The sequence below is a fragment of the Spiroplasma clarkii genome (assembly GCF_002795265.1).
Classification (GTDB): domain Bacteria; phylum Bacillota_I; class Bacilli_A; order Mycoplasmatales; family Mycoplasmataceae; genus Spiroplasma_A; species Spiroplasma_A clarkii.
The window spans coordinates 1,184,639-1,206,586 of the sequence record NZ_CP024870.1; the positions used below are offsets into that span (position 1 = coordinate 1,184,639).

Here is a 21,948-nt window from a genome sequence, read left to right on the forward strand (position 1 = left end):
TCCTTATTTATAATTTTTATAATTTAATTATACACCTAATTTATAAAAATTATAAACAAATTTAAAATTTTTATAATACTTAACTAAAATGTAAAAAATGTAGCAGTGAATTTAAAACTAATTTTTTTATACTTTGATACTTGTTATAATTTTTATATAATGCTGATCAAAACCAGTATTTACATTAAAGGAGGTTATTTTAATGTTAAACATAATTATTTTTAATTATCAAAGACTTATCCAAAGATGATATTTTATTATTGCTTTTATTGGTTATGCAACTTTTTGAATTATGCCCTGATTTGGAGGTTTTGATTTTATAACTACAGTTAAAACTTCTAGTAGTTTTGTACAAAACTTTATAATGAGCAGCAACTTAATAATAATTTTAATGACATCATTCTATTTATATTTTGATTACAAGTCTGGTCTTTGAAAACTATTATTTACTTCAAAAGCTAGTAAATTAAAAATAATCTTAGGTTATTTTTTGAGTGCCCTAATCTTAAGTCAATGCATTCTTTTAATTATCTTGTTACTGGTTAGTGCTATTTATGCAAAAACAATCTCAGATTACGGAATTTGATTTAACATCATTTTTGACTTCTGGGTTTTACCAACACTAACAACCTTGGTTTTTATTTTAATTGCTTGTTGTATTTTTTGTTATTTTCCCAAAGATATGTCTCTTGAAGTCTTCATCTTGGGTTTAATCTCAATTATTATAAGTGCTCTGCGCATGACGGTTTGAACACTAACACTTGAAAAGTGGATGGTATGGAGTTTGATGGTTTTACCACTACTAAATCTTTTCTTACTAGAAAGCCACTATAATTATTTTTGAGTTCCTGTAATAGTTAACACATGCTTTGGTTTACTGGTATTATTAGTTATTTTTTTAAAAACTAAGGAGGTGAAAAAGAATGAAACTTTCAATGTTAAGGTTAATATCAAGTAATTTTACTTTAGAAGTTACTAATCTAGTTATCAACCCCTTTGATGTCATTGCAATTCTCGGTGCCAATGGTTCCAGGAAAAACTACATTTATTGAAACTTTAACTAATCCTTTTTCACCAAAAAGGGATTTTACCTGTGATACAAATTTTACCTATAATTTACTACCTCAAATTGCAAACTATGGAAATGTTAAATTAATAAACTTAGTAACATTGCTTACCAAACTTAATCAAGCAAACCTTGATATCAACAACTTATTCACAAAATATAGTTTACAAGATTTTAAAACACAATATTTTTCAAAACTGTCACCAGGACAACAACAAAGATTTAAGTTTATGCTTTTAGAATTGTTTGATAAAAATAATCTTTTGATATTATATGAAGTTTTTAATTTTATTGATTTAGATTGAAAGGAAAAAATTCATGCTCAACTTGAAAATTGAAAAACAGCTTATTCAGCAATTTTATTAGTAAGTCATGACTTAGAATTCATAAAAAGTTTTTGTAATCGTGTTTTAGTATTTGATGCAGGAAAAATTGTAATTGATAGTAGCAACTTTGATGATGAACTCTTCAAAGATATTAATGATGTGATCAAAAAAACTAATGATTTTGAATAAAACTTAAGACTAATAAAAACACCAAGTCTTTTGTTTAGAACTTGGTGTTTTATCTTTCATTCATAAAGTTATTCATTCATATGTTTTTAATTTAATTTAAAATTTCTAATTCTTACTTATATCTGTGGTTAAGTTTTTTAACTTGTGGTTCAATCATTGCAAAGACTGCAAAGCAAGCTGAGAACCTTAATGCTTCAAAACCAAACACTCCAATAATTAGAATTCCCCATTTACCATTGAACTCACCCATTTCATGTTCATGTTCATCTGAGTGTGGTGAAACCATTTTACTTTCAATTGATTGGTGGTTTGTTGCATGATTGTAATTTGCAAATGCGCCATTCAAATGGAAAACTCCAATAATTAAACCTGTGTAAAGTAGTGCACAAGCAATTACAAAGAAAGGCATTGGTGATCACCTTTTAAATAAATCTCTTTTTCGATTTGGATCTTTGTGAGTGTATGAATTTCTAAATAGTACATAATAAAAGATTCACAAAATTCAAGTAATTGTTACATACCCACCCAAATCAATTAAGGCATCATACACTGTATGTCCATGAACATTATCAATTAAGATATGCATTCAAGGAACTACTGCAGCAATAATGCTTGTAAAAAATGGACCTATGCTTCCAATTGATAATAGTATGAATAATAAATCAAAGTATCTAAAGTTTATATTAACCCCAGCAACAGGAACTCTAACAAATTCTAAGAATATGTCAAATGATGTTCCCCCAATTGCTAATGCTAAAAAAACTCCTGTTAATGTTATTCTATAAATCAAGTTTCTTTGACTTGTATAAATACTTTCTTTAAAATGGAAGTCACCTTCAGCCACATCATCATGATTGCCCCTCTTGTCAAAGTGATGAGTACCATGGTAGTGATCTCGCTTAAGTTTGTCTCCTTGAATATCATGCTCTAGAACTGCATGCTCTGGATTTGATGATATATCATCGTCTAAGTTGTTTTTCATTTCTTTCTCCTTATTTATAATTTTTACAAATTGATTATACGCTTTACTTATAAAAATTATAAATAAATTTAAAAGATTTTTTTCAATAGTGCATTGTTATCAAAACAAAAAAGGACTAAATGTTATCAAAACAAAACTGGACTTTATTATAATAATAAAGGAAATCAGGGAATAAAAATGAAAAGAAATTATAGAGGTAAAAGACAAATGAAAACCAACAAACATATACAAGATATTATTAGGGAGGCTGCTTTATCCAGGGATAAAGCAGCCAAAAGAGAACTTTTGATAAAAAGTGGTGGCAGTAGATCATGGTTTTATGATGCCATTAAAAAATACAAAGAAATTGGTGAGGCCTTCTTTATCCACAAAAATAGAAACAATAAGCATGCTCAAAAGCGAACCCATATGCAAGCACTAGAGATTAGCGGGATTTTTAGGGATGAGTACTTAAACTGTAATTTTAGGGATTTTATGCGCTATTTAAAAGCAGATAAAAGATATGACTATCAGTGGGTGAGTTATTCATATATTTACAATATTTTAAGATCTAAAAATCATTGCTCAAAACTGGCACATAAAAAAACTATCAAATTGTTAGCAAAAGAAGAAGAGTTGAAAAATAGACCTCAAAGTCTACTGGTTCCCTCCTCAGCTACAGAAAGAGCAAAAGAAAATATCCATATTGCAAGGCCAAGAACCCAAAGGCGTGGTCATGTTGTTGAAGCTGATGCTACATTTTGAAGATTCAGTGATGAGGAGATTTGGGCATTGCATGGTTATATTGATGAGGCAAGTGGAGAGGTTTTAGGATTATATTTTGATCATCAAGAAACTACTGAAGGTTATTTCAATGCTTTGAAACCGGTCTTAAAAAATTATGGGACTTTTGAAGTGCTAAGAATTGACAAACGCAGAACTTTTTGGAGTGAAAAAAAAGAATCTTCGCCCGAAGATTCTCGAATTCAGTTTGCATTTGTAGCTAAAAACTTAGGTATTGACATCCAATCATCAATTTCACCACAATTCAAACCAAGGATTGAAAGGCTCTGAAAAACCATTAAAGGTACAATCACTACCTTTATGGAACAAAATAAAGTCACAAATATTAATGAGGCCAATCTAGTCTTACCAAAATTTGTTGAGTATTTAAATAATCATGTTGTAACCCTTCAAAAAGATTTTACTACAAATTCATTCAAAAAATTTGAGGGAGATCTAAATATTATTTTGGGACACAAATCAATTAGAGTGGTTGCAAGAGATCTAACCGTTACCTATGAAAAGAAAAAGTACTTTATATGCAATTTTACAACACCATTAAATATACCTAGACGAGAGATTATGATAATTCAATGTTGTGATGGTAACCTTATCGCATCACTTGGTGATAACTATTATAGTATGATTGAATTTGATAATGAAATGCTCTACAAATCAAAAGTTGTTCTTGAAAATGAAGGAGTGAAACCTGAAGATATGCCACAAAAAATTAAAAGCAACTCTGTCTGAGCTCAATCAAACTTTATATTTTTTAAGAAAAAATACTCAAGTTGATATAAAAAGCACTCCTATTAAACTAGCAATTTATTAAAAGTTGTATTAAAATTACTAAAAGCCCAAATTTGTTTTGATAGCTACACCTGTTGCCATGCCTGTTGCAATTGCAATTATTAACCACTCTGGTATTCTACCATCAACAATATGATCATGGTTAATTGGATTTGTGTCATCTGGTTCAAAATCTATATCTTGATTGTGTTCAGTGTCATCTAAATGAAATCATGCATCTATTTCAAAATTACCTTGAAAATTACTACTAGGTTTTATTACTCCAAATAACTTTATCAACAAGTCTTGTGATTGGTTGTTTTCATAAATAGCTTTGAAATTAGTTTCATTTCAAAGAATATTTTTTTTGCTATAACCCAAATATCAGTCAACTTGATCAAAAGTTAAATCACTTTGTCACAGTTTAAAACTCTTCTTAAAATGCACATCCACTTCAACAAACAAGGCATTAAAATCTTTATTTACAATATTTAACTCAAAGTAATCCAATAAATCACCTTGAAGTGATTTGGGAATCTGTTCAACAAAGTTAATCTGAAATTCAATTTTGCTTGCATATTTTTTAATGACTCCAAATAATTTAAAACTTGTGTTGCTTTTTATTAATTTCCAATACTTTTGATATTTATTTAAATCGGTGCCTTCAGTTGTACGATAAACAGCATATTTATAAAGCGAACCATAAATCTCCCTAGCTTCTAATTTATTAATTAATTTTCCCTCAAGAGCTGATCTTTCATTTACTGCAAAATATATATCAAGAATTGAACTATTTTTTAAAACAAAAACTTCAAGTTTATCAAAATATTTGTAATCATCATCTGCTGAAGGAATTATTTCAGCTGGTGCAGGGTATGTTTCAATACCAAATTTCATGTTCTCGCTACACCCATATCACTCTAAAAAATATTGAATTGCTGACTCATCAAAAAATCTAATAAGACTACTTGCAGAAATGCTAGCACAGTGGCTCATTGAATGTGCAATTTTATGATAGATTGTGGAAAATTTCAATTCATTGTATATGGTGTAACTAACTCCAACATGTTTTTCACGTAAATCAGTTGCAATTTCACTTGATATCCAAATTCTAGTTTTTATATCACCTCGATTAGAAATAGTACTGAATACACCATAAGATTTGAAACCTGCTGGGTCCTTGGAAAAGAAAATCAGTATTGGATTTGTAACTCAAAAGTCTATTTTATGGATATTATAAAAAATATTCATTGACATTAATAATAATTGTTGTGTTTTCAAAACTTCATTCTCATAAGTGTAATCATAAAAGTGACTCTTATTAGCAAGGCCATTACTTCAGTTCAGAGCTGCCTGAATCATGTCTTTAAACATTAAACCACTACCGTTTGCTTTAGTAAACTTAGTTTTTTTAACGTATTTTCTATCCATTTCATCAAAATCTTTCCAATATCACAGTTCTTTATTTTTAAAATTTAAATCATCTTCAAAATATGGAGTATGAAAAATATTATCTAGTACTGAAAACTGTTCATTGATTAACTTGATTTCTGATTGACATAATCCTCTTGGATTATTATAACCAATATCACTCATTATATTTTCATAAAATTTTACTATGAAACTGTCATCTTTATCACGAGCAGTAGCAGTTTCACTATAATGAAACCTTCCCAATAAATATGGGTCTACTATATCTTTTTGATTTAAAATAGTTGAAATATAAGTATTTATTTTAGTTTGAGAATTTCCATTAGAAACCATTTTTGCTATAACAGGTAATTTAATCCAAAAAAAATCATCAACTAGCTTTGTAAAAACCGTTGGGTTATCATAAAAAATTTGACTTACATAGTTAGTATAGGTTTCTGCAAAAAACTCTTTCGGGTTTTTGCCTGAATACTCAGTACCTCCCATATATCTACCTACAAATTCTGTTTTAATCAATGCAAAATTGTCCATAGAAATATTGTTTCTTTTCATTATTGCCTTTATGGAACTATCAAATTCAGGAGATTTTGATAGATCTATTCTTGAATTAAAATAGTGAACTAATGCATCTGAGGCTTCATCTGTGTTTCTAAATAATTTATCACTTTTTAAAATTGATTCAGTGCTTTGTGACTCAGTTTTATTACTGGACTTATTAAAATTTATAACTCCAAAACTGCTTGCCACTAACAAACAGGTTGTTAAAATTAGTTTTTTAAATTTAACCATTTTTTCTCCTATTCTTTTATTTTTAAATAAAGATGTTTTTTAGCATATCTTTCGTTATTATTTAGTTATTGTTAAAATTACCACTGCTAAAAAGTACCTAAAAATATTTACTCATTGCTCTTTCCTACAACACTTTTATCTTACACTATTATCACATAGGTTTGGTTAAAACCAAGGTATTTTAAAAAGATAATTTCAAAATAAAAAGTGGAGACATCCACTTGGTATTTATTTATAATTTAGATTTTTTCAACATATGGTCTTAAAGCTAATCGCAATGGACCAAACATAGCCATAAATAGTGCAAAAACAATTGCTAACTTCGTGGTGTTAAAGGCTAGCAAAAATCCAGCCATTTCTCAGGTGTTATAACTTCCATCATCTCCATATAAGCGGAAAATAAAGGTAAAATTAGCAAAGATATTTCATAAGTTTGCTATGATTATGGTAATAACACTTGCCACAGCCAATTGTCAATACATTGACTTGGTATCTTGACGGTTAAAGACCAGTTTTAAAATAAACATAACTAAAATAAAAACTGCAAGTGTAACGATATCTCCTAAGTTTAGTGCCAGTAGTCCAATGACTTCATTTGTTGGCATAAAAGTAAGTCTAAATCAAGTTAAAGGCGTGATTAAGATTAAGGCATAAAAGCCATTAACACAAACCCAAATAATAAGATATGATAAAAAAGTAATTTCAAGCTTTAAAAAATCAGTGAAAATAGGAAATAAACCTAGCACATAAAAACTAATTAGTGCCAAGATGATGTTAATAGCAGTTAACATCCCCAACAAGGTAATTCTAAAAATACTTAAACCAAAGTATTGTTGCAATTCTTGTCGTTTAATTTGTTTTAGATGAAGTACAAGTTGAGCTTCATCCTCTAAATCAACTTCGCTAATTGTTAATTTATCTTGATTTTTGATGTTTTTCATAGTTTTTCTATCCTCCAAATTTTTAAATTTTTTAGCAATACTATTATATTTTACTATAAAATTTATATGTATAAGGAGAGTATATTATGAAAAACAATGTTATGGAAATGATTGTGGAAATTCCTAAAGGAAGTTCAAACAAATATGAATATGATATTAAATCAGGGACAATTGCACTAGATAGAGTTTTATATGGTGCTAATTTTTACCCAGGTGAATATGGATTTATTGATGAAACCTTAGATTGAGATGGGGATCCACTTGATGTAATTTCATTAGTAACCTACCCAACTTTACCAGGAGTTAGAGTTAATGTGCGTCTTTTGGGAACAATTCGTATGATTGATGCTGGTGAAATTGATACAAAATTATTTGGAGTTTTTGCAGATGATCCAAGATTTGCTAGCTACCAAAAATTAAGTGATGTACCCCAACATCTAAAAGATGAAATTGAAAATTTCTTCTTACAATATAAAGCTTTACAAAAAAAAGAAGTTCGTATTGAGGGTTGAGGCGATGTCAAAGAAGCTGCTCATGAAATTGAAGAGTGTCAAGCAAGATTTGTTGAATACAAAGATAGATACCTAAAACCAGGTGGCAAAGAAGAAATTTTAGCTGAATGAAAAGCAAAAGGCTTAGGTCAAGCTTAAAAAAACTATGTTAATAAACATAGTTTTTTTATAAACAGACAAAAGGACCAAGAAATTTCAAGTTTGAAGTTTTACTGTTAAATCGAAAAGAATCAAAATGCATTTTTTTTATTTGAACTGCATAAAGTCTTGCTGCAGTTATATCTGACTTATAACCTGTTAACTCTTCATCAACAAACTTTACAATATTTCTCTCATAATTACTTTCCAATAAGAACTTTATTTGTAAAGAATTAACTTCACAAAGTAGGTAAATAGCATAAAATACCAAACAGATGGTTTCCAGAATTTTAATTTTATAAATAATACTTAAAAATGAGCTTTCAAAGTCAATTTCATTCATTATTAAAACTTTAACAAACAATAAGGTTATTGCCAAACATAGTGCTAATACATAAATACATCCAGCCACTAGGGGCAAAGTATGAGCTATAATTTGCATTCTTCTGATACCTTTATCTTTTTTAAATAATTTGGCATTGTACCAAATACTAGCCAAAAGATAATCAAGTTCATAACCAACACTTGGCATAACTCATTTAGGAATATTAATGACTTTCTTTCTTCTATTTAGCATTGTGAAAATTTTTGTATAAGATTCACCAGTTTCATAATTAATTTTCAATTGATCTTGGGTAATTCCCAAGTAGTTCATAAATGCTTTGATAATTTCTTCAACTCTTGCTGATGAAATATTTTTATCTGCAGAGTTGATTTCTGCAACTTCTACTTTAGAATAGTCAAAAAAATTAAAAATCTTTTTACAAAATATAGTTAGCAAAGAACCTCCAATTGCTACATAAAATATTATATCTAAGTTACTCAAAAAATCACCTACTTTATTTATTATTATAGTTTAAAACCCGAGCATTTTTTAATATTAACGTTTATATTTTTCAAATAAGTACTTTATATCTGGTTTTAGTTCATTAACTTTCTTAACATCATAAACTGTAAAAATATTTCTCACAATACCATGGCTTGCAATAAATGCATTTACAAAGAATTTACCATTTTTATAATTAATTGGTCTCAAAGTTCCCCCAGCAGTGATTCCTGCTGCAAAAAAGCGAGTCCGATGATCACTGATTAAATCTAAATCTGTTAAAATTGTTTCAAAATCAATTTTGTGCTTGCTAATTCAAGCATTTTCTTTTATTGTTCGTGATTCAGTTTCAACTTCATTTGGTCAAACTTGACTATATGGAACTAAACGACAAAACATTTTTGAGCCACTAGCAATAGCAAGTGCTGCCATCAAACCTCCTTCAGGAGCTCCTCCAACTCCATAAACAAAATCGGCTTCTTTATTAACAACATCAATTGCTGCTAAAACATCTCCATCTTGAATTGTTCTCACAACAACTCCCATTCCTCCAAGTTTTTCAATGACATCCTGGTGGCGGGGTTTATCTAAAACAATACATTTTAAGTCTTTACGTTTGGCAAAAATTTGCATTTCTTTAACTGTCTCAATGATATCTTCACCCATAGTTATGTTGTTTGTGAATTCATCACTAATGAACAGTTTTTCCATATACATTTCTGGTAATTGTAACATTGTATTTTCTCGAGATAAGGCAATAGCTGCAATACTCCCAGCAAAATTATAAGCTGCAGGATTTGTTCCTTCAACTGGGTCAACAGCAACATCAAAAATTGGAGCTTCTGGATTTGAGGTGTCACCCAGCATTTCACCAACAAACAGCATTGGGGCATTATCTAGTTCCCCTTCACCATTAACAATTTTTAATTGAAAACCTTTTTCGTTTTTTAACATAACTTGTAAAGCTTCCACTGCTGCTTTATCTACTAAATTTTTATCTTTTTTTCCAATATATTTGTAAGTAGCAATAGCTGCTACTTCAACTGATCTTAATAAGATCATATCTTTATTCATTATTTATGCCTCTAATTCTACATTATGATAAACATCTTGAACATCCTCTAGTTCATTTAGTCTATCAATTAATTTTTCAAATTGTTTTTTTGCTTCTAGGTCTTGAATAGTAATTAAACTATCTGCTAACATTGTGGTTTGTGCTATTTTGTATTCTTTAATTCCAGCTTGATCTAAGGCAGTTTTTACTCCATTAAATGATTGAAATGGTGCAATGACCTCAACACCATCCTCATCATCAACCACATCACTAACTTCAACATCTGCTTCCATTAATAACTCTAAAATTTCTTCAACAGTTTTACCAGTGAAAGCAAAAATACTTACTGCTTGAAATGAGTGAGAAACTGCTCCTGTTTGACCAATTTTTCCCCCATTCTTATTGAAAGCATCTCTAATTTCTGCAATTGCTCGGTTCACATTATTTGTCAATGAATCTACAATTAGCATTGAATTTCCTGGTCCATAACCTTCATAGCGGTTTGCAGAATAACTTTCTGCATCCCCACCTTCAGCTTTTTTAATAGCTCTTTGAATTACTTCAGTTGGAACTTGTTTTGATTTTGCTTTATCAATTGCACTTCTAAGTGCTAAATTTGCTTCTGGATCTGAACTTCCATTTTTTGCTGCCATATAAATTTCTTTAGATGCCCGCCCATAAATTGCCGACTTCATTGCAGCCGTTTTTGCCATACTTTGCTTTCTAACTTCATGTGCTCTTCCCATAATTGCTTACCTCAGTTTCTATTTCTTGCAATACTTAAAAATTTTACAATATTTTTAAGTAAATTAAAACTACCTGAGTGGTAGTTTGCAAAGATTTTTTAATATAGTAATTGTGTTTCACTAGTAAATTTAATTAGTTTATTTAAGGTTGGTTTTGCTAAAAGGTTGTTAAAAAGTATTTCATCAATTGTATTGATAGCAACTGTTTGTAATGCTTCAAGTTGATTATTTGGTTGTAAATAAAGTCCTAAAATTAATCGAATAGGTTCTCCATCTCAAAGCAACTCTTCTTTTAAATGTCAAATAAATATCTTTGGTTTTTTAACTTTTTTTGAAATTTCATATGTACCATGAGGTGCTGCAACAAGGTTCCCTAAATTAAATGAAGCAATTTTTTGACGTTCTAAAATTGAATCAACATATTCTTGATCACATCCACCAGCTAGCATTACTTCAAGAACTTGATTTAATGCAGTTTCTTTATCTGCAAATTTGCAGTTCATAAAAATGTTTTTTTCATCATACATTATTCTTCACCTTTATTTTTAGATAACATGTAATTGTTATCTAATTTGCCTTTCTCTTCACAAAAAGTATAGCATTATTTTTTACAAGTTAGTTTTGAAATTGCTAATTATTTATAAAAAGTCAAGATGTCTTTATTTCAAACAAAAAAACCCATAAATATGAGTTTTTTATTGTAAAAATTATGAAACAGTTTGTAAAGCAAGACAAATTAAGACAATTGCACAAACATATACCAAAAACATTAGAGCAATAAAAGCATAGTGCTGTCAAATTTTAAATTCCTTGGTTTGTTTGGCAACAATATTAAAATTATTTTTATTAGCATTTTTAAAACTTTTAACTTTTAAAAGAATATAAGTTAAAAATATCCCTACAAACATTAAGACAATTCCTACTGCTAGTAGAATGTATGCTAAATTTTTACTTAAAATCATTGTTTATTTACCTTAACTTAGTAAACTTGCTGCAGCCTCATCAACAACCACCAATATATCAGAGTGATCTTGTAAAACTGTACATGGTCATTCAGTAGACTGGTTACCTTCAATTAATGCTTTGATAGCTTCAGCTTTTGTTGCTCCCATAGCAATTAGAATGATTTTTTTTGCATTCATAATTGATTTAAGACCCATAGAAACAGCTTGCTTTGGTACATCTGCTTCATTATCAAAAAATCTAGCATTGGCTGCAATAGTACTTGGTGTCAAGTCAACAATTCTTGTTAGTGAATCAAAACTAGTTTTTGGTTCATTAAAACCAATGTGCCCATTAGTTCCAATCCCAAGAATTTGCAAATCAATACCTCCATGTTTTTTAATTTCTTCATCATACTTTTGTGCTTCTAAGTCATTTTTTACCAAACCACTTGGCACAAAAGTATTTTTGATATTAATATTTATGTTTTCAAATAATTTTTTATTCATATAATAACAATATGATTGCTCATCAGTTTCTGATAAACCAATATATTCATCAAGATTAAAAGTTACAACTTCTTTTCAATCAATTTTTTCTGCTGCAGTTTTTTCAATCACATATTGATATGTTGATTCAGGTGAACTTCCTGTAGCTAACCCCAAAACTGCAGCTTTATTGGTTTTGACAAGATCTATGATAATGTCTCCAACTTTTTTTGCTATTTCCTTATCATCTTTTAAAATTACTAATTCCATTTTATTTTTTCTCCCTTTCAAATTTAATATCTCCATCAACAAAAGTCTTCACAACTTCGAAATTTTTGTCTAAAATAACTAAATCTGCTTTTTTTCCTACTGTAATACTTCCAGTTTGTTCAAAAATACCAAGTTGTTTTGCAATATTTATTGAGGTCATATAAATTAATTCATTCATTTTTAAATTACTAATTGTTTTTAACATTACCCTAACATTATGGTCATAAGTGGCCCCAGCCCCTGCTAAAGTACCGCTATCACTTAAAAACACTTTGATACCTGTTTTAGTGACATTTAAATTACCTAATTTGTAATTTCCATCTGGTAAACCTTTAGCATTAACTGCATCAGTGATAATGCAAATTCCTTGATAACCCTTAATTTTATAGGTTAGTTTAATTGTTTCTACATCAACATGAATTCCATCAGTGATTAATTCACATAAAACATCATCATAATACAACCCAGCAGCTGCTAAACCTGGATCTCTTTGAGAGATACCTGACATTCCATTATAAAGGTGAGTTAAGTGCTTGATACCTTGCTTGTGGTGCATCTCAAAGTCTTTAAAAAGAATATTTGAGTGTCCTGCTGATGGTAGAATTTGGTTTGCTAATAAAGATTCTGTAAATTCCCCATTTTGCAATTCAGGAGCATAGGTAATGATTTTTACCAATTGTGGGTTAACTTCCATAAGTTTTTGTAATTCAGCAATGGTTGGTTTTTGTAATAAACTAAGTTCATGTGCTCCTTTTTTATCTGGCGAAATAAAAGGACCTTCAAAATGTGCACCTAAACATTTTCCTACCTGAGAATCTTTTTGCTGCATAAAATTTTGAAATTCAGTCAAGTATTTTAAATTATTTGCTGTTGAATTTGTCACACTTGCTTGAACATAGGTTGTTACTCCTTCTTGAACAATGTTTTTTGAAAAATGCTCAAATCTCTTGGCATCACCAAACTCAAAGTCAACTCCATAACCACCATGAACATGACAGTCTATAAAACCAGGTAGGATTCATTTTCCTTCAACATCAAGACCTGGCAAATCGGTTGTGCCTGCCTCAATTTGAACAATTTTTGAATCTTCAATTTTGATTCACCCTTGTTCAATAACTTTGTCTTCTAAGACTATTTTTCCATTTTTTACTATCATATATTTCTCCCTATACTTATTCTAAACAATTTTTTTTGTTTTTAATAAGAATTATGATTTTTATTTTATCTATCAAAAAAAATCCATTTATTTAGTGCAAGTTCCAACTAATTTGACTGTTAACAATTAAAACTCCTGCATTTCAGTAGAAAATGATTTAATAAGTTTATTTTGCTTTCAACTGAGGGTCTTTTTCATAGATTTTTGCCATAATTTGTTCCATTTTAGCCTCAATATCATCTGTATCTGCATCAATCACAATTGAATCAAACATATGTTTGCGGCGATTATAAAAATCATCATAGCGAGCATTTAATTTTTCTCAATACTCTCTTGGTGTGTCTAACTCTTGAAATCTACCTCGACTTCTAATTCTTTCAATTGCTTTATCTGTTGATACTTTTAAATAAATCACCAAATCAAACTCAGCACGATGTGCTAAATTTGGAATAACAACATGCTCATAAAAATCTGTATAAGTTTTAAAGTCCACATCATTCATTGTTTTTAAATCATGATTAACAGCTACAAAGATTGGATCTTCTAAGATTGATCGGTCAAAAATTACATCTTTGATTTTTCTAGCATCAATTAACTGCTTGCTTCTTGCTGTCAACATATAAATTTGCATTTTAAAAACATTTGCCTCCATATCTTTGTAGTAATCATCAAAGTATGGGTTGTTATCAATTGGTTCAGGAAAGATTTCATAACCTAGTCGCTTTGAAATTTCAGATGAAATTGTAGATTTACCTGCACCAACTGTCCCAAATAGTGCAATTCTCATTTTTTTACCCCTTTTCTTTAGTTTTTGTTGATTTATACATTCCATAAAGTTGCCTTACTTCATGGGTTTTTAGTTCTCTAAATTTACCAACTTCAATATCATTGATTGTTAAGAACTCAATTTGAGTTCTTTTTAGTTTTTGTAAATAAATATCTGCTGCTATTAACATTTTTTTAACATGGTGTTTACGCCCCTCTGCAATTGTTAATTCAATAATTGACTCATCTTTATCGGGGTCATATTTAATTAAATTTGCATAAATTGCTTTGGTTAAGTACTCATCATCAATTTTTACCCCAGTCATAAGTTCTTTAATTTGATATTTGCTAACTTTACCTTGGCACAAAGCTTGGTAGGTTTTTCTAAATTCATAGCGAGGGTGCATAATAAAGTTTGCTAATTCACCATCATTTGTCATAATCAAAGCACCACTAACATCAAAGTCAAGTCTACCAACTGGATAAACTCTTAAATCTGAGTCCTTAAAAAAATCAGCAACTGTTCTTCTTTTTTTTGGATCATACATGGTTGTGACAACCATTCTTGGTTTATTAAATAAATAATAAACTTTCTCATCGGTTTTCATTAAAGGTTTATTATTTATTAAAATTTCAACATTTTCATCAAATTGTTCCCCTAGAGTCATAATAATTTTACCATTTACTTTAACTCTACCTTCAACAATTAATTTTTCTGCATTTCTTCTTGAACAATAACCGCGACTGGCAATTATTTTTTGGAGTCTTTCCATACTTTAACCTCGATTGAAGATGTCTTTTTCATCTTCTTCTATGATCTCTTTTAGTTTTGGGAGATCGTCTAAACTGCTTAAATTAAAGTACTTTAAAAAATCTTCAGTAATGTTGTAAAGTGTGGGTTTACCAACTTCTTCAGATTTACCAACTTCTTGAATTAAATTCCTTAACTTTAACTTGTAAAAAATAGTATCACAATTTACTCCACGTAATTCCTCAACCTGAGCTTTTGTGATTGGTCCTCGATAGGCAATGATTGAAACTGTTTCAATGCTTGCAGTAGACAAACGAGTTTCAGTCTTAACATTTGAAAGCTTTTGAAAATATTCAGCATTTTCTCGTTTTGTTACTAAACGAAATTTGACTTTATTAAACTTTTGAATTGTTAAACCAGACATTTCGTTGTTTTCATAATTTTCTATTAAGGTGTTGATAATTTGGTTAATTAAGGTTTCATCATTTGTTTCTAAAATGAATTTCAAGTCATCAATTGAAACCCCTTCATCCCCATTAACAAATAATAATCCTTCAGTTACAGCAACTTGTTTCTTAAATTCCATTTGTTATCTCCTCCTTTAATAAATTTTGCACCATCACGTGATCATCTGCTTGAAAAATGTCAATTTTTCCTTTTGCTGCTAAGTCTAAAATTGCTAAAAAAGTTGCTACTAACATTCTAATTGAAAATTCCTTTTCAGCAATTAAGTCTTCCAAACTAATTTTTTCAATTTTATGTTCTTCTAAGTACTGTTGAATGTCTCTAGCCACTTCTTCAGGAGAGATTTCCACACTTGTTACAGTATTGGTTTGCATTGTTTTAAAACGATTTTTTTCAATAACTTTTAAAAAGATTTGGGCAAACTTATCGATATCAATATGAGCAGGAGCTAAAGGCAAACTGTCATCATCAATTTTAGTGATTTTAAACACAGATTTTGGTTTGCTATAAAGTTTTAATCCCTCAAGTTGTTGTTCTTTAAAAAAAGCAGTAACTTCTTTAATTTTATGATATTCTAATAACCTTGCTAATAATTCCTCTCTTTGATCAGCTTCATAATTTGAATCAATTTCGACTTCCAATTTTGGGATTAAAAGTTTTGATTTTAACTCAATTAAGTAGGCAGCCATAATCAAGTATTCACTAGCAATTTCAATATCAAGTTGTGACAAAGAGTTAATGTAAGCAAGGTATTGATTCGATAACTCTAATAAATTAACTTCAAAAATACTTAGCTGTTTTTCTTTGATCATGTATAAGAGCAAATCTAATGGCCCAGTAAAATTATGCAATTTTAGTTCTTGTCAACGTTCCATTAATAACTCCTTTATTTTTCCTTGTTTTTTAAGACTTCAAAAATTTGCTTCATTTCTAAATCAGTTTTTAAGGTTTTACGCAAAACTAGCATTATCCTTCCAATTATAATAAATAAAAGTTGTAATGAAAAGGATATATTGTATTTTCTTGATGGATTAGAAAAATCATGCTCTAAGTTATTACGCAAACGACGAATAAAGTGTCAGGCTTTTGAGCTTGTGATTTTGTCTAATGTTGATTTTAACACATTATTGGCTTCTTCGTCCTTAGTTAAAAAATTTATATAATTTACAAAATCATTATAAAATTTTAAAGTAAGTTCATTAAGGTCGTTTTTTTGGTTTTTAACATAGCGATCATTTAAATAACGAGCAATATAAGTAAATTTATCAAACACTGAGTAAAGGTACTTAAAAGTTTCATTCTGCTGGTGAAATTCTATAGTTTTAATACCATATAAAGTTTCAAAATCCATTAAGGCTTCATATTCATAAGTTTTTTCTAAGTAATAACGCACAATGCTTTTTACTTCAGCAAAAATGTAAAACTTAAAAGTAGTTCAGTCACCATAAAGTGCTTTTTCTAAGGCTCTTTTGCAATTTAACATATAGTCATTTAGTTGGTTAACAGATAAATCAACATCTGTTTTCACAAAAAACTTCATATCTAAGTTTCTTTCACTTTGTTCAGCATATTGAGTTAATTTCTCAGTGATTGCACTGTTTTCAAAAAAGGTAACATCTAAATAATCACCAATTACATCTAAATAGGCATTAAATTCCACTTGTGAAGCATAATTTTTTTGGGTTAAGACCTTATTGATTTCCACAATGTCTCTTAGGGTTATTTTGACACTCATAGCAATCCTCCTAAACTTATTATACTTAATTTTAAGTTGGTTTTTTTCACAATTGGTGAGTTATTTTACCAATCTTGGATAACAAGTAAATATCTAAAACTTACTTGAAAAAACCCACTAAAAATGATGTATCATTTTAAAAGAAGAGGTAGATTTGTTATGACACACAGAAAAAATACAAGAGCTGTTTTTGTGAATGACATTCAAATTGGAGGAAACAATCAAGTCATCATCCAATCAATGACAACAACAAAAACTCATGATGTTGCAGCAACACTGACACAAATTAACCAATTGCATAAAGAGGGCTGTGCAATTGTTAGGGTTGCAGTTTTGGGTATTAATGATGCTAATGCCCTATCTGAAATTGTAGCTCAAAGTCCGGTACCAATTGTGGCAGATATTCATTTTAATTACAAATTTGCCTTAATTGCTGCTGATGCAGGTTGTGCAAAAATTAGAATTAACCCTGGAAACATAGGGATTGAAGAAAACACAATTGCTGTGGTTGAAAAATGTAAGGAAAAACAAATCCCCATTAGAATTGGAATTAATTCAGGAAGCTTACCAAAAAAATTAGTGGCTAAATATGGTTGAACTGCTGAATGTATGGTAGAAGCATTGAGAGAACATATTGAAATTTTAGAAAAGTATGACTTTTATGACATAATTTACTCACTGAAATCAACTGACCCATTAATGGCAATTGAAGCCTACACCTTAGCAAGCAAAAACTGAGATTATCCAGCTCATCTTGGTATTACTGAAGCTGGGAGTTTATTAAATGGTGCCATCAAATCAAGCTTTGGAATTGGTCACTTACTTTATCAAGGTATTGGTAGTACAATTCGTATTAGCCTTAGTGAAGATCCAGTTATGGAAATCAAAGTTGCTAAAAGACTTTTAAATGCAATGGGTTTATATGAAAACTTAGTTGAAGTAATTGCTTGTCCAACTTGTGGACGACTTGAATTTGGTTTAGCAAAAGTTGTTCAAGAAATTGAAGAATTTGTTGAAGATTTACACTTTCCTTTAAAAATTGCAATTTTAGGTTGTGTTGTTAATGGTCCTGGTGAAGCAGCTCAAGCAGATATTGGGATTGCTGGAGGAAAAGATGGTGGAATCATCTTTAAAAAAGGGAAATTGTTTAAAACTGCAAAACAAGCAGAGTTAATCCCAGAATTAAAAGCATTAATCTTGGAATATTTTGAAATTTGAAAAAACCAAACTAATCAGTAGTTTGGTTTTTAAAATCAATTTGGGTTTTAGTTTTTTGTTTAATTGAATTTTTAATAATAGCTTTTAGATTTTGAATAGCAAACTTATAATTTCTAAAGTCAGCTAATAAGTATTTAGAACTAAAGTTGAAAACCACTGCGGCAACTAGCACAACACTTGCAGCACATGCTAAAATTATTGAACCAATCTCATTAATTTGCTCTTGATAATTTATTAGGTTTTCTTGTAAACCAATTGCTTGCATTAAATCTGATTTTGAAGCTAACAAAAGACCATTAATTAACTTAACTAAAAACACTGCAAAGTAACTGGCACTACAAAAATAACCAACTACTGGTTGTTTTACAGTTCGACAATTTCAAAATAGTGCAATTGAAAATAATGAAAAGATAATTTGTACATAACAAAATCCTGCTAAAATACTAAAGATTAGTAAAGCAATCCCATTACTAATAAATGACATCCCAGCATAAAGGCCAAATAATGTAAATAAAGCGATAAAAATTAAGTTTTTTTGACCAATTGAATTTATAATTGTCTTATTTAATATGTATGTCAAAAGAAAAGTTGGGATTAAAAATCACCCTGTTCCAATTCTATTTAATAATGAAATTTGCCCTTCAGCAAAACCAATGCTTGTTAAATTAGTGATAATTTGAGCTTTTACAAAGACTGAATTGCTCAAAATAAATGCAAGTGTTACTAAAAAACCTAAACTATATAAAAAGAGCATTGTTTTTAGGTTAATTTGAGGTAATTGTTCTCGAATAACTAATTCAAACGGACCAATACTTTGTTGATTGCTTCTTCTTACAAATCCTAAAATTAGCAAAAGGATTGCAATTGAACCTGTAATTGCCGGAAAAATTCATCTAACTTTTTTTAAATAAACAAAGTCAAACTCATAATAAACATGAGCTATTAGTAGTGAGGTTGCACAAAATGAAATTAAAACTCAAACCAATGCATAGGTATTGATCTTGTAAAAATACTGTTCATTTATGTCCAACACCAAAATTGGGACTGCTGTACTTATTAAGAAAAACAAAGCAATTAAAACTAAATTCAGAGTTAATGAACTAGTCACACTAGAATCTAAGACAAATCACATAATTGTTAAAGCATAGGCTGAGCAAATTCAAATTTTGCGGTTTTTACAAATTGTGGTTAAAAATACCCCAAGTGGTTGACCAATTAAAAAAATTAATCCTAAAAATAAACTTCCAATTCAATAGCTATTAGTATTTGTATTTGCATATAAAAAATCTAAATTTGCTTGTGTGTACTGTGTAATTTTAAAAAACATGTATCCCAACAACATTCAGAATAAAGCAATTTCAACTAAACAAATTAATGATTTACTCTTAATTTTTTCTTTATGAACAATTCAACCAAGATTTATAATAGCAATTAGTAAAAAAATTGGTGAAGCAATTTGTAAGTCCCAGTTTTTCATAATCTCTCCTACTTTTAATATTTATATTTTATTGGAAAATAAAAAAAATTGCACTATTAATGTGCAACTTTTACAGTTTTTGGAACTTCAGTGCTATCTGCTGTTGTAACTTTTTTTAAGTCTGAAATTTCTTTTTTTATTTCCTTCATTTCATTGTGAATTTTAACAAAATATCGGCTAGTTTGGCTATTATAGTCTTGAATACCTTCAATGACATGATCTTTGGCACGAACAAATTGGTTAAACATTGCAAGTTTTTGTAATTGACGGCTGTTGGTGCTCACCAAATAGCACACTAAATAAATCATAAATGTCAAAATCAAAATTGGTGTAATAATTATTAACAAAATATCAGAAACTAAGTAAATTATGTTAGAAAAAGTGACCTCAGTAAGACTAAAGTTAATTATAGTTAAAATGGTAAGATTAAACATCTTTGCTGTTAATCAAAATGTTGCTAATTTCATAAAAATTCCAATCATTGGCACCAAAAGCATAAAGACAAAAATTAATATTAAACCTAATGATTGTTTTTTAAAGGTTTTGTAAATTTTTGAATTCTTAAAGAGATTATTTTTTAAAGAATTTGCATCTTGATACACTAATCCTGTCAACTCTTCTTCGCTATCAATCAAATTACCTTTATTTTTAATAAATTCTTGTTGGTTTTCATATTCCTCAATTAAACGGCGAGTATTTAGTGGGCCAAAAGTTTTTGATTTAGTTAGATCATTTTCTGGAAACTTATTTGTAATTCCTTCTAACATCATTTTATCAGTTTGAGTTGTGTTTTTGTACTCTGGTTTTGACTGTAATGGTGCAGTTTTTGGTCTTTCAATTGAAGGTTGAGTTTTAGCAGTTTCAAATACATTATCATCCAAGTACTTAACTTTTGAATTTCCTGTCATATGCCCAGTTAAAATTCTTTCAGTTTTAATAGTATTTGAGTTTTGTGGTTTTTGAACCACAATAGTGGGATCAGTCATAGAAACCTGTTTGCTTTTTGGTGTGATAAGCTCAGGTTGTGGTGCTGTTTGAGTTGCTGTGTTCTTTTTTAATCGAGTTGGAATAAACTCATAAGTGCTTAACTCACCAATTGGGGTCATATCTGAAATGGTTTCATCAACAATTGATAAGGGTTTAAAGTCACTTGCATAATCTGGCTTTTTATTTGCTCTTTCTTGAACAATATTGCTAAATACTTCTTGAGTTTTTGGCTGATTTAGGGGTTGAGTTTCAAAACTTGGGGCTTTTTCAACCTCAATTTCATCAACACCATAACTAGTTTCATTTTCATTTAAATGAAAATGGTCAAAATCTCCTGAATCTTCATGGAATCTATCCTTTGCACTAACACCATCATTAAAAAGGTCATTAATAATTCTAGTGTCTGAGGAGTTAACTTTTTTTTCATTAACAACAAATTTTTGAACATCTTGTGCTCGAACTTGTCTAATTTCATTGGTAATTATGTTCTTGATAGTCAACAACGTCAAAAAACCACTTGGTGTGGTGCTATCTTCAATGTTGTTCACAACCCAATTTTGGTCATGGTAAATTACTAGTGCCCCTTTTTTGAATCCCATAATAACCCTCTCCTATTTTTAAGTATATATATAAGTAATTTTTTTTCAACTGTAATTGACAAGAAATGCTAGAATTAAGTTGAATTTGAAAGTTTTTTAACAAATTTATATCACTTTTAATAAATTTTGAATGAAATTAAGAAATAAAAAATGCATCAGGTGATGCATTCGATTTATTTAGCCTTTTTTGTCACAATTTCTTTAATACGAGCAGCTTTTCCAGATAGTTTTCTGATGTAATAAATTCTTGCTCTTCTTACTCGTCCACGTTTGACAACTTCAATTGAATCAATTAGTGGTGAATGAACCAAGAAAGTTCTTTCAACAAAAACACCATTTGAATTTTTTCTCACAATAACAGAGTATGAAATACCACTACCTTGAGTTTTGATAACAACTCCTTCAAAAACTTGAATACGGTAGTTATCTCCTTCTTGAATTTTAACATTAACTTTAATGGTGTCACCTGATGAAAAATCAGGTAAATTTTGGTTTAATTGTTCATCAACAATTTCTTTAGTTTTCTTTGTTAACATGTTCATAA

At 29.3% G+C, this 21,948-nt stretch carries 23 protein-coding genes; 5 read left to right on the forward strand and 18 right to left on the reverse strand.

Going from position 1 to position 21,948, the window contains the following annotated elements:
* The first annotated feature begins 202 nt into the window (after positions 1 to 202).
* A complete protein-coding gene (locus tag SCLAR_RS05355) occupies positions 203 to 958 on the forward strand; it encodes a hypothetical protein (protein ID WP_100254905.1) in 756 nt (251 codons plus the stop codon).
* A 41-nt stretch (positions 959 to 999) separates the two neighbouring features.
* Positions 1,000 to 1,581, forward strand: a complete 582-nt coding sequence (locus tag SCLAR_RS05360) for a P-loop NTPase family protein (RefSeq protein ID WP_157795162.1) — start codon at positions 1,000 to 1,002, stop codon at positions 1,579 to 1,581.
* A gap of 112 nt (positions 1,582 to 1,693) precedes the next feature.
* On the opposite strand, the gene SCLAR_RS05365 is transcribed toward SCLAR_RS05360, so the two are convergent.
* Positions 1,694 to 2,563 (reverse strand): hypothetical protein, encoded by an 870-nt coding sequence (locus tag SCLAR_RS05365; protein ID WP_100254907.1) that lies wholly within the window; start codon positions 2,561 to 2,563, stop codon positions 1,694 to 1,696.
* A gap of 177 nt (positions 2,564 to 2,740) precedes the next feature.
* Here SCLAR_RS05365 and SCLAR_RS05370 point away from each other — a divergent pair, with 177 nt between their 5' ends.
* Positions 2,741 to 4,141: a hypothetical protein gene (locus tag SCLAR_RS05370; protein WP_100254908.1), complete on the forward strand. Its 1,401-nt coding sequence runs from the start codon at positions 2,741 to 2,743 to the stop codon at positions 4,139 to 4,141.
* 33 nt (positions 4,142 to 4,174) lie between these two features.
* On the opposite strand, the gene SCLAR_RS05375 is transcribed toward SCLAR_RS05370, so the two are convergent.
* Complete coding sequence (locus SCLAR_RS05375; RefSeq protein ID WP_100254909.1) at positions 4,175 to 6,334, reverse strand: hypothetical protein; 2,160 nt, start codon at positions 6,332 to 6,334, stop codon at positions 4,175 to 4,177.
* 239 nt (positions 6,335 to 6,573) lie between these two features.
* Positions 6,574 to 7,275 (reverse strand): hypothetical protein, encoded by a 702-nt coding sequence (locus tag SCLAR_RS05380; RefSeq protein WP_100254910.1) that lies wholly within the window; start codon positions 7,273 to 7,275, stop codon positions 6,574 to 6,576.
* Positions 7,276 to 7,361: 86 nt separating this feature from the next.
* Here SCLAR_RS05380 and SCLAR_RS05385 point away from each other — a divergent pair, with 86 nt between their 5' ends.
* A complete protein-coding gene (locus tag SCLAR_RS05385) occupies positions 7,362 to 7,925 on the forward strand; it encodes an inorganic diphosphatase (protein WP_100254911.1) in 564 nt (187 codons plus the stop codon).
* 28 nt (positions 7,926 to 7,953) lie between these two features.
* Here SCLAR_RS05385 and SCLAR_RS05390 read toward each other — a convergent pair whose 3' ends face one another.
* The 12 genes from SCLAR_RS05390 to SCLAR_RS05445 all read right to left on the reverse strand — a co-directional run bounded on the left by SCLAR_RS05390 (position 7,954) and on the right by SCLAR_RS05445 (position 17,123).
* Complete coding sequence (locus SCLAR_RS05390; protein WP_100254912.1) at positions 7,954 to 8,751, reverse strand: hypothetical protein; 798 nt, start codon at positions 8,749 to 8,751, stop codon at positions 7,954 to 7,956.
* A 54-nt stretch (positions 8,752 to 8,805) separates the two neighbouring features.
* Complete coding sequence (locus tag SCLAR_RS05395; protein ID WP_100254913.1) at positions 8,806 to 9,825, reverse strand: fructose-bisphosphatase class II; 1,020 nt, start codon at positions 9,823 to 9,825, stop codon at positions 8,806 to 8,808.
* A 3-nt stretch (positions 9,826 to 9,828) separates the two neighbouring features.
* Complete coding sequence (locus SCLAR_RS05400) at positions 9,829 to 10,551, reverse strand: YebC/PmpR family DNA-binding transcriptional regulator (RefSeq protein ID WP_100254914.1); 723 nt, start codon at positions 10,549 to 10,551, stop codon at positions 9,829 to 9,831.
* Positions 10,552 to 10,649: 98 nt separating this feature from the next.
* Complete coding sequence (locus SCLAR_RS05405; protein WP_100254915.1) at positions 10,650 to 11,078, reverse strand: PTS mannitol transporter subunit IIA; 429 nt, start codon at positions 11,076 to 11,078, stop codon at positions 10,650 to 10,652.
* A gap of 180 nt (positions 11,079 to 11,258) precedes the next feature.
* Positions 11,259 to 11,513, reverse strand: coding sequence for a hypothetical protein (locus tag SCLAR_RS05410; protein WP_100254916.1), 255 nt, complete (start codon positions 11,511 to 11,513; stop codon positions 11,259 to 11,261).
* Positions 11,514 to 11,525: 12 nt separating this feature from the next.
* Entirely contained in the window at positions 11,526 to 12,251 is a 726-nt protein-coding gene (gene nagB / locus SCLAR_RS05415; protein ID WP_100255227.1) for a glucosamine-6-phosphate deaminase, read from the reverse strand.
* 1 nt (position 12,252) lies between these two features.
* The gene (gene nagA, locus SCLAR_RS05420) at positions 12,253 to 13,407 is read right to left on the reverse strand and encodes an N-acetylglucosamine-6-phosphate deacetylase (protein ID WP_100254917.1); all 1,155 of its coding nucleotides are present in this window, start codon (positions 13,405 to 13,407) and stop codon (positions 12,253 to 12,255) included.
* A gap of 166 nt (positions 13,408 to 13,573) precedes the next feature.
* Positions 13,574 to 14,194, reverse strand: a complete 621-nt coding sequence (locus tag SCLAR_RS05425; protein WP_100254918.1) for a deoxynucleoside kinase — start codon at positions 14,192 to 14,194, stop codon at positions 13,574 to 13,576.
* 4 nt (positions 14,195 to 14,198) lie between these two features.
* Positions 14,199 to 14,945 carry a pseudouridine synthase gene (locus SCLAR_RS05430; RefSeq protein ID WP_100254919.1) on the reverse strand — a complete coding sequence of 249 codons (747 nt, stop codon included), beginning with the start codon at positions 14,943 to 14,945 and terminating at the stop codon, positions 14,199 to 14,201.
* A gap of 3 nt (positions 14,946 to 14,948) precedes the next feature.
* Complete coding sequence (gene scpB, locus SCLAR_RS05435) at positions 14,949 to 15,509, reverse strand: SMC-Scp complex subunit ScpB (protein ID WP_100254920.1); 561 nt, start codon at positions 15,507 to 15,509, stop codon at positions 14,949 to 14,951.
* Positions 15,499 to 16,263, reverse strand: a complete 765-nt coding sequence (locus SCLAR_RS05440; protein ID WP_100254921.1) for a segregation and condensation protein A — start codon at positions 16,261 to 16,263, stop codon at positions 15,499 to 15,501. The genes scpB and SCLAR_RS05440 overlap by 11 nt, the downstream gene beginning before the upstream one ends.
* An 11-nt stretch (positions 16,264 to 16,274) precedes the next feature.
* Positions 16,275 to 17,123 (reverse strand): hypothetical protein, encoded by an 849-nt coding sequence (locus tag SCLAR_RS05445; protein WP_100254922.1) that lies wholly within the window; start codon positions 17,121 to 17,123, stop codon positions 16,275 to 16,277.
* A 159-nt stretch (positions 17,124 to 17,282) separates the two neighbouring features.
* Between SCLAR_RS05445 and ispG the strand changes: the two genes are divergently transcribed.
* Positions 17,283 to 18,362, forward strand: a complete 1,080-nt coding sequence (gene ispG / locus SCLAR_RS05450; RefSeq protein WP_100254923.1) for a flavodoxin-dependent (E)-4-hydroxy-3-methylbut-2-enyl-diphosphate synthase — start codon at positions 17,283 to 17,285, stop codon at positions 18,360 to 18,362.
* Here the strand turns inward: ispG and SCLAR_RS05455 are convergent.
* The 3 genes from SCLAR_RS05455 to rplS form a co-directional block, all read right to left on the reverse strand.
* Positions 18,352 to 19,818 carry a hypothetical protein gene (locus SCLAR_RS05455; protein ID WP_100254924.1) on the reverse strand — a complete coding sequence of 489 codons (1,467 nt, stop codon included), beginning with the start codon at positions 19,816 to 19,818 and terminating at the stop codon, positions 18,352 to 18,354. The genes ispG and SCLAR_RS05455 overlap by 11 nt on opposite strands.
* A gap of 56 nt (positions 19,819 to 19,874) precedes the next feature.
* Positions 19,875 to 21,404 carry a hypothetical protein gene (locus tag SCLAR_RS05460; protein WP_100254925.1) on the reverse strand — a complete coding sequence of 510 codons (1,530 nt, stop codon included), beginning with the start codon at positions 21,402 to 21,404 and terminating at the stop codon, positions 19,875 to 19,877.
* Positions 21,405 to 21,577: 173 nt separating this feature from the next.
* On the reverse strand, positions 21,578 to 21,946 hold the full coding sequence (rplS, locus tag SCLAR_RS05465; RefSeq protein WP_100254926.1) for a 50S ribosomal protein L19: 369 nt from the start codon (positions 21,944 to 21,946) through the stop codon (positions 21,578 to 21,580).
* Positions 21,947 to 21,948 lie beyond the last annotated feature (2 nt).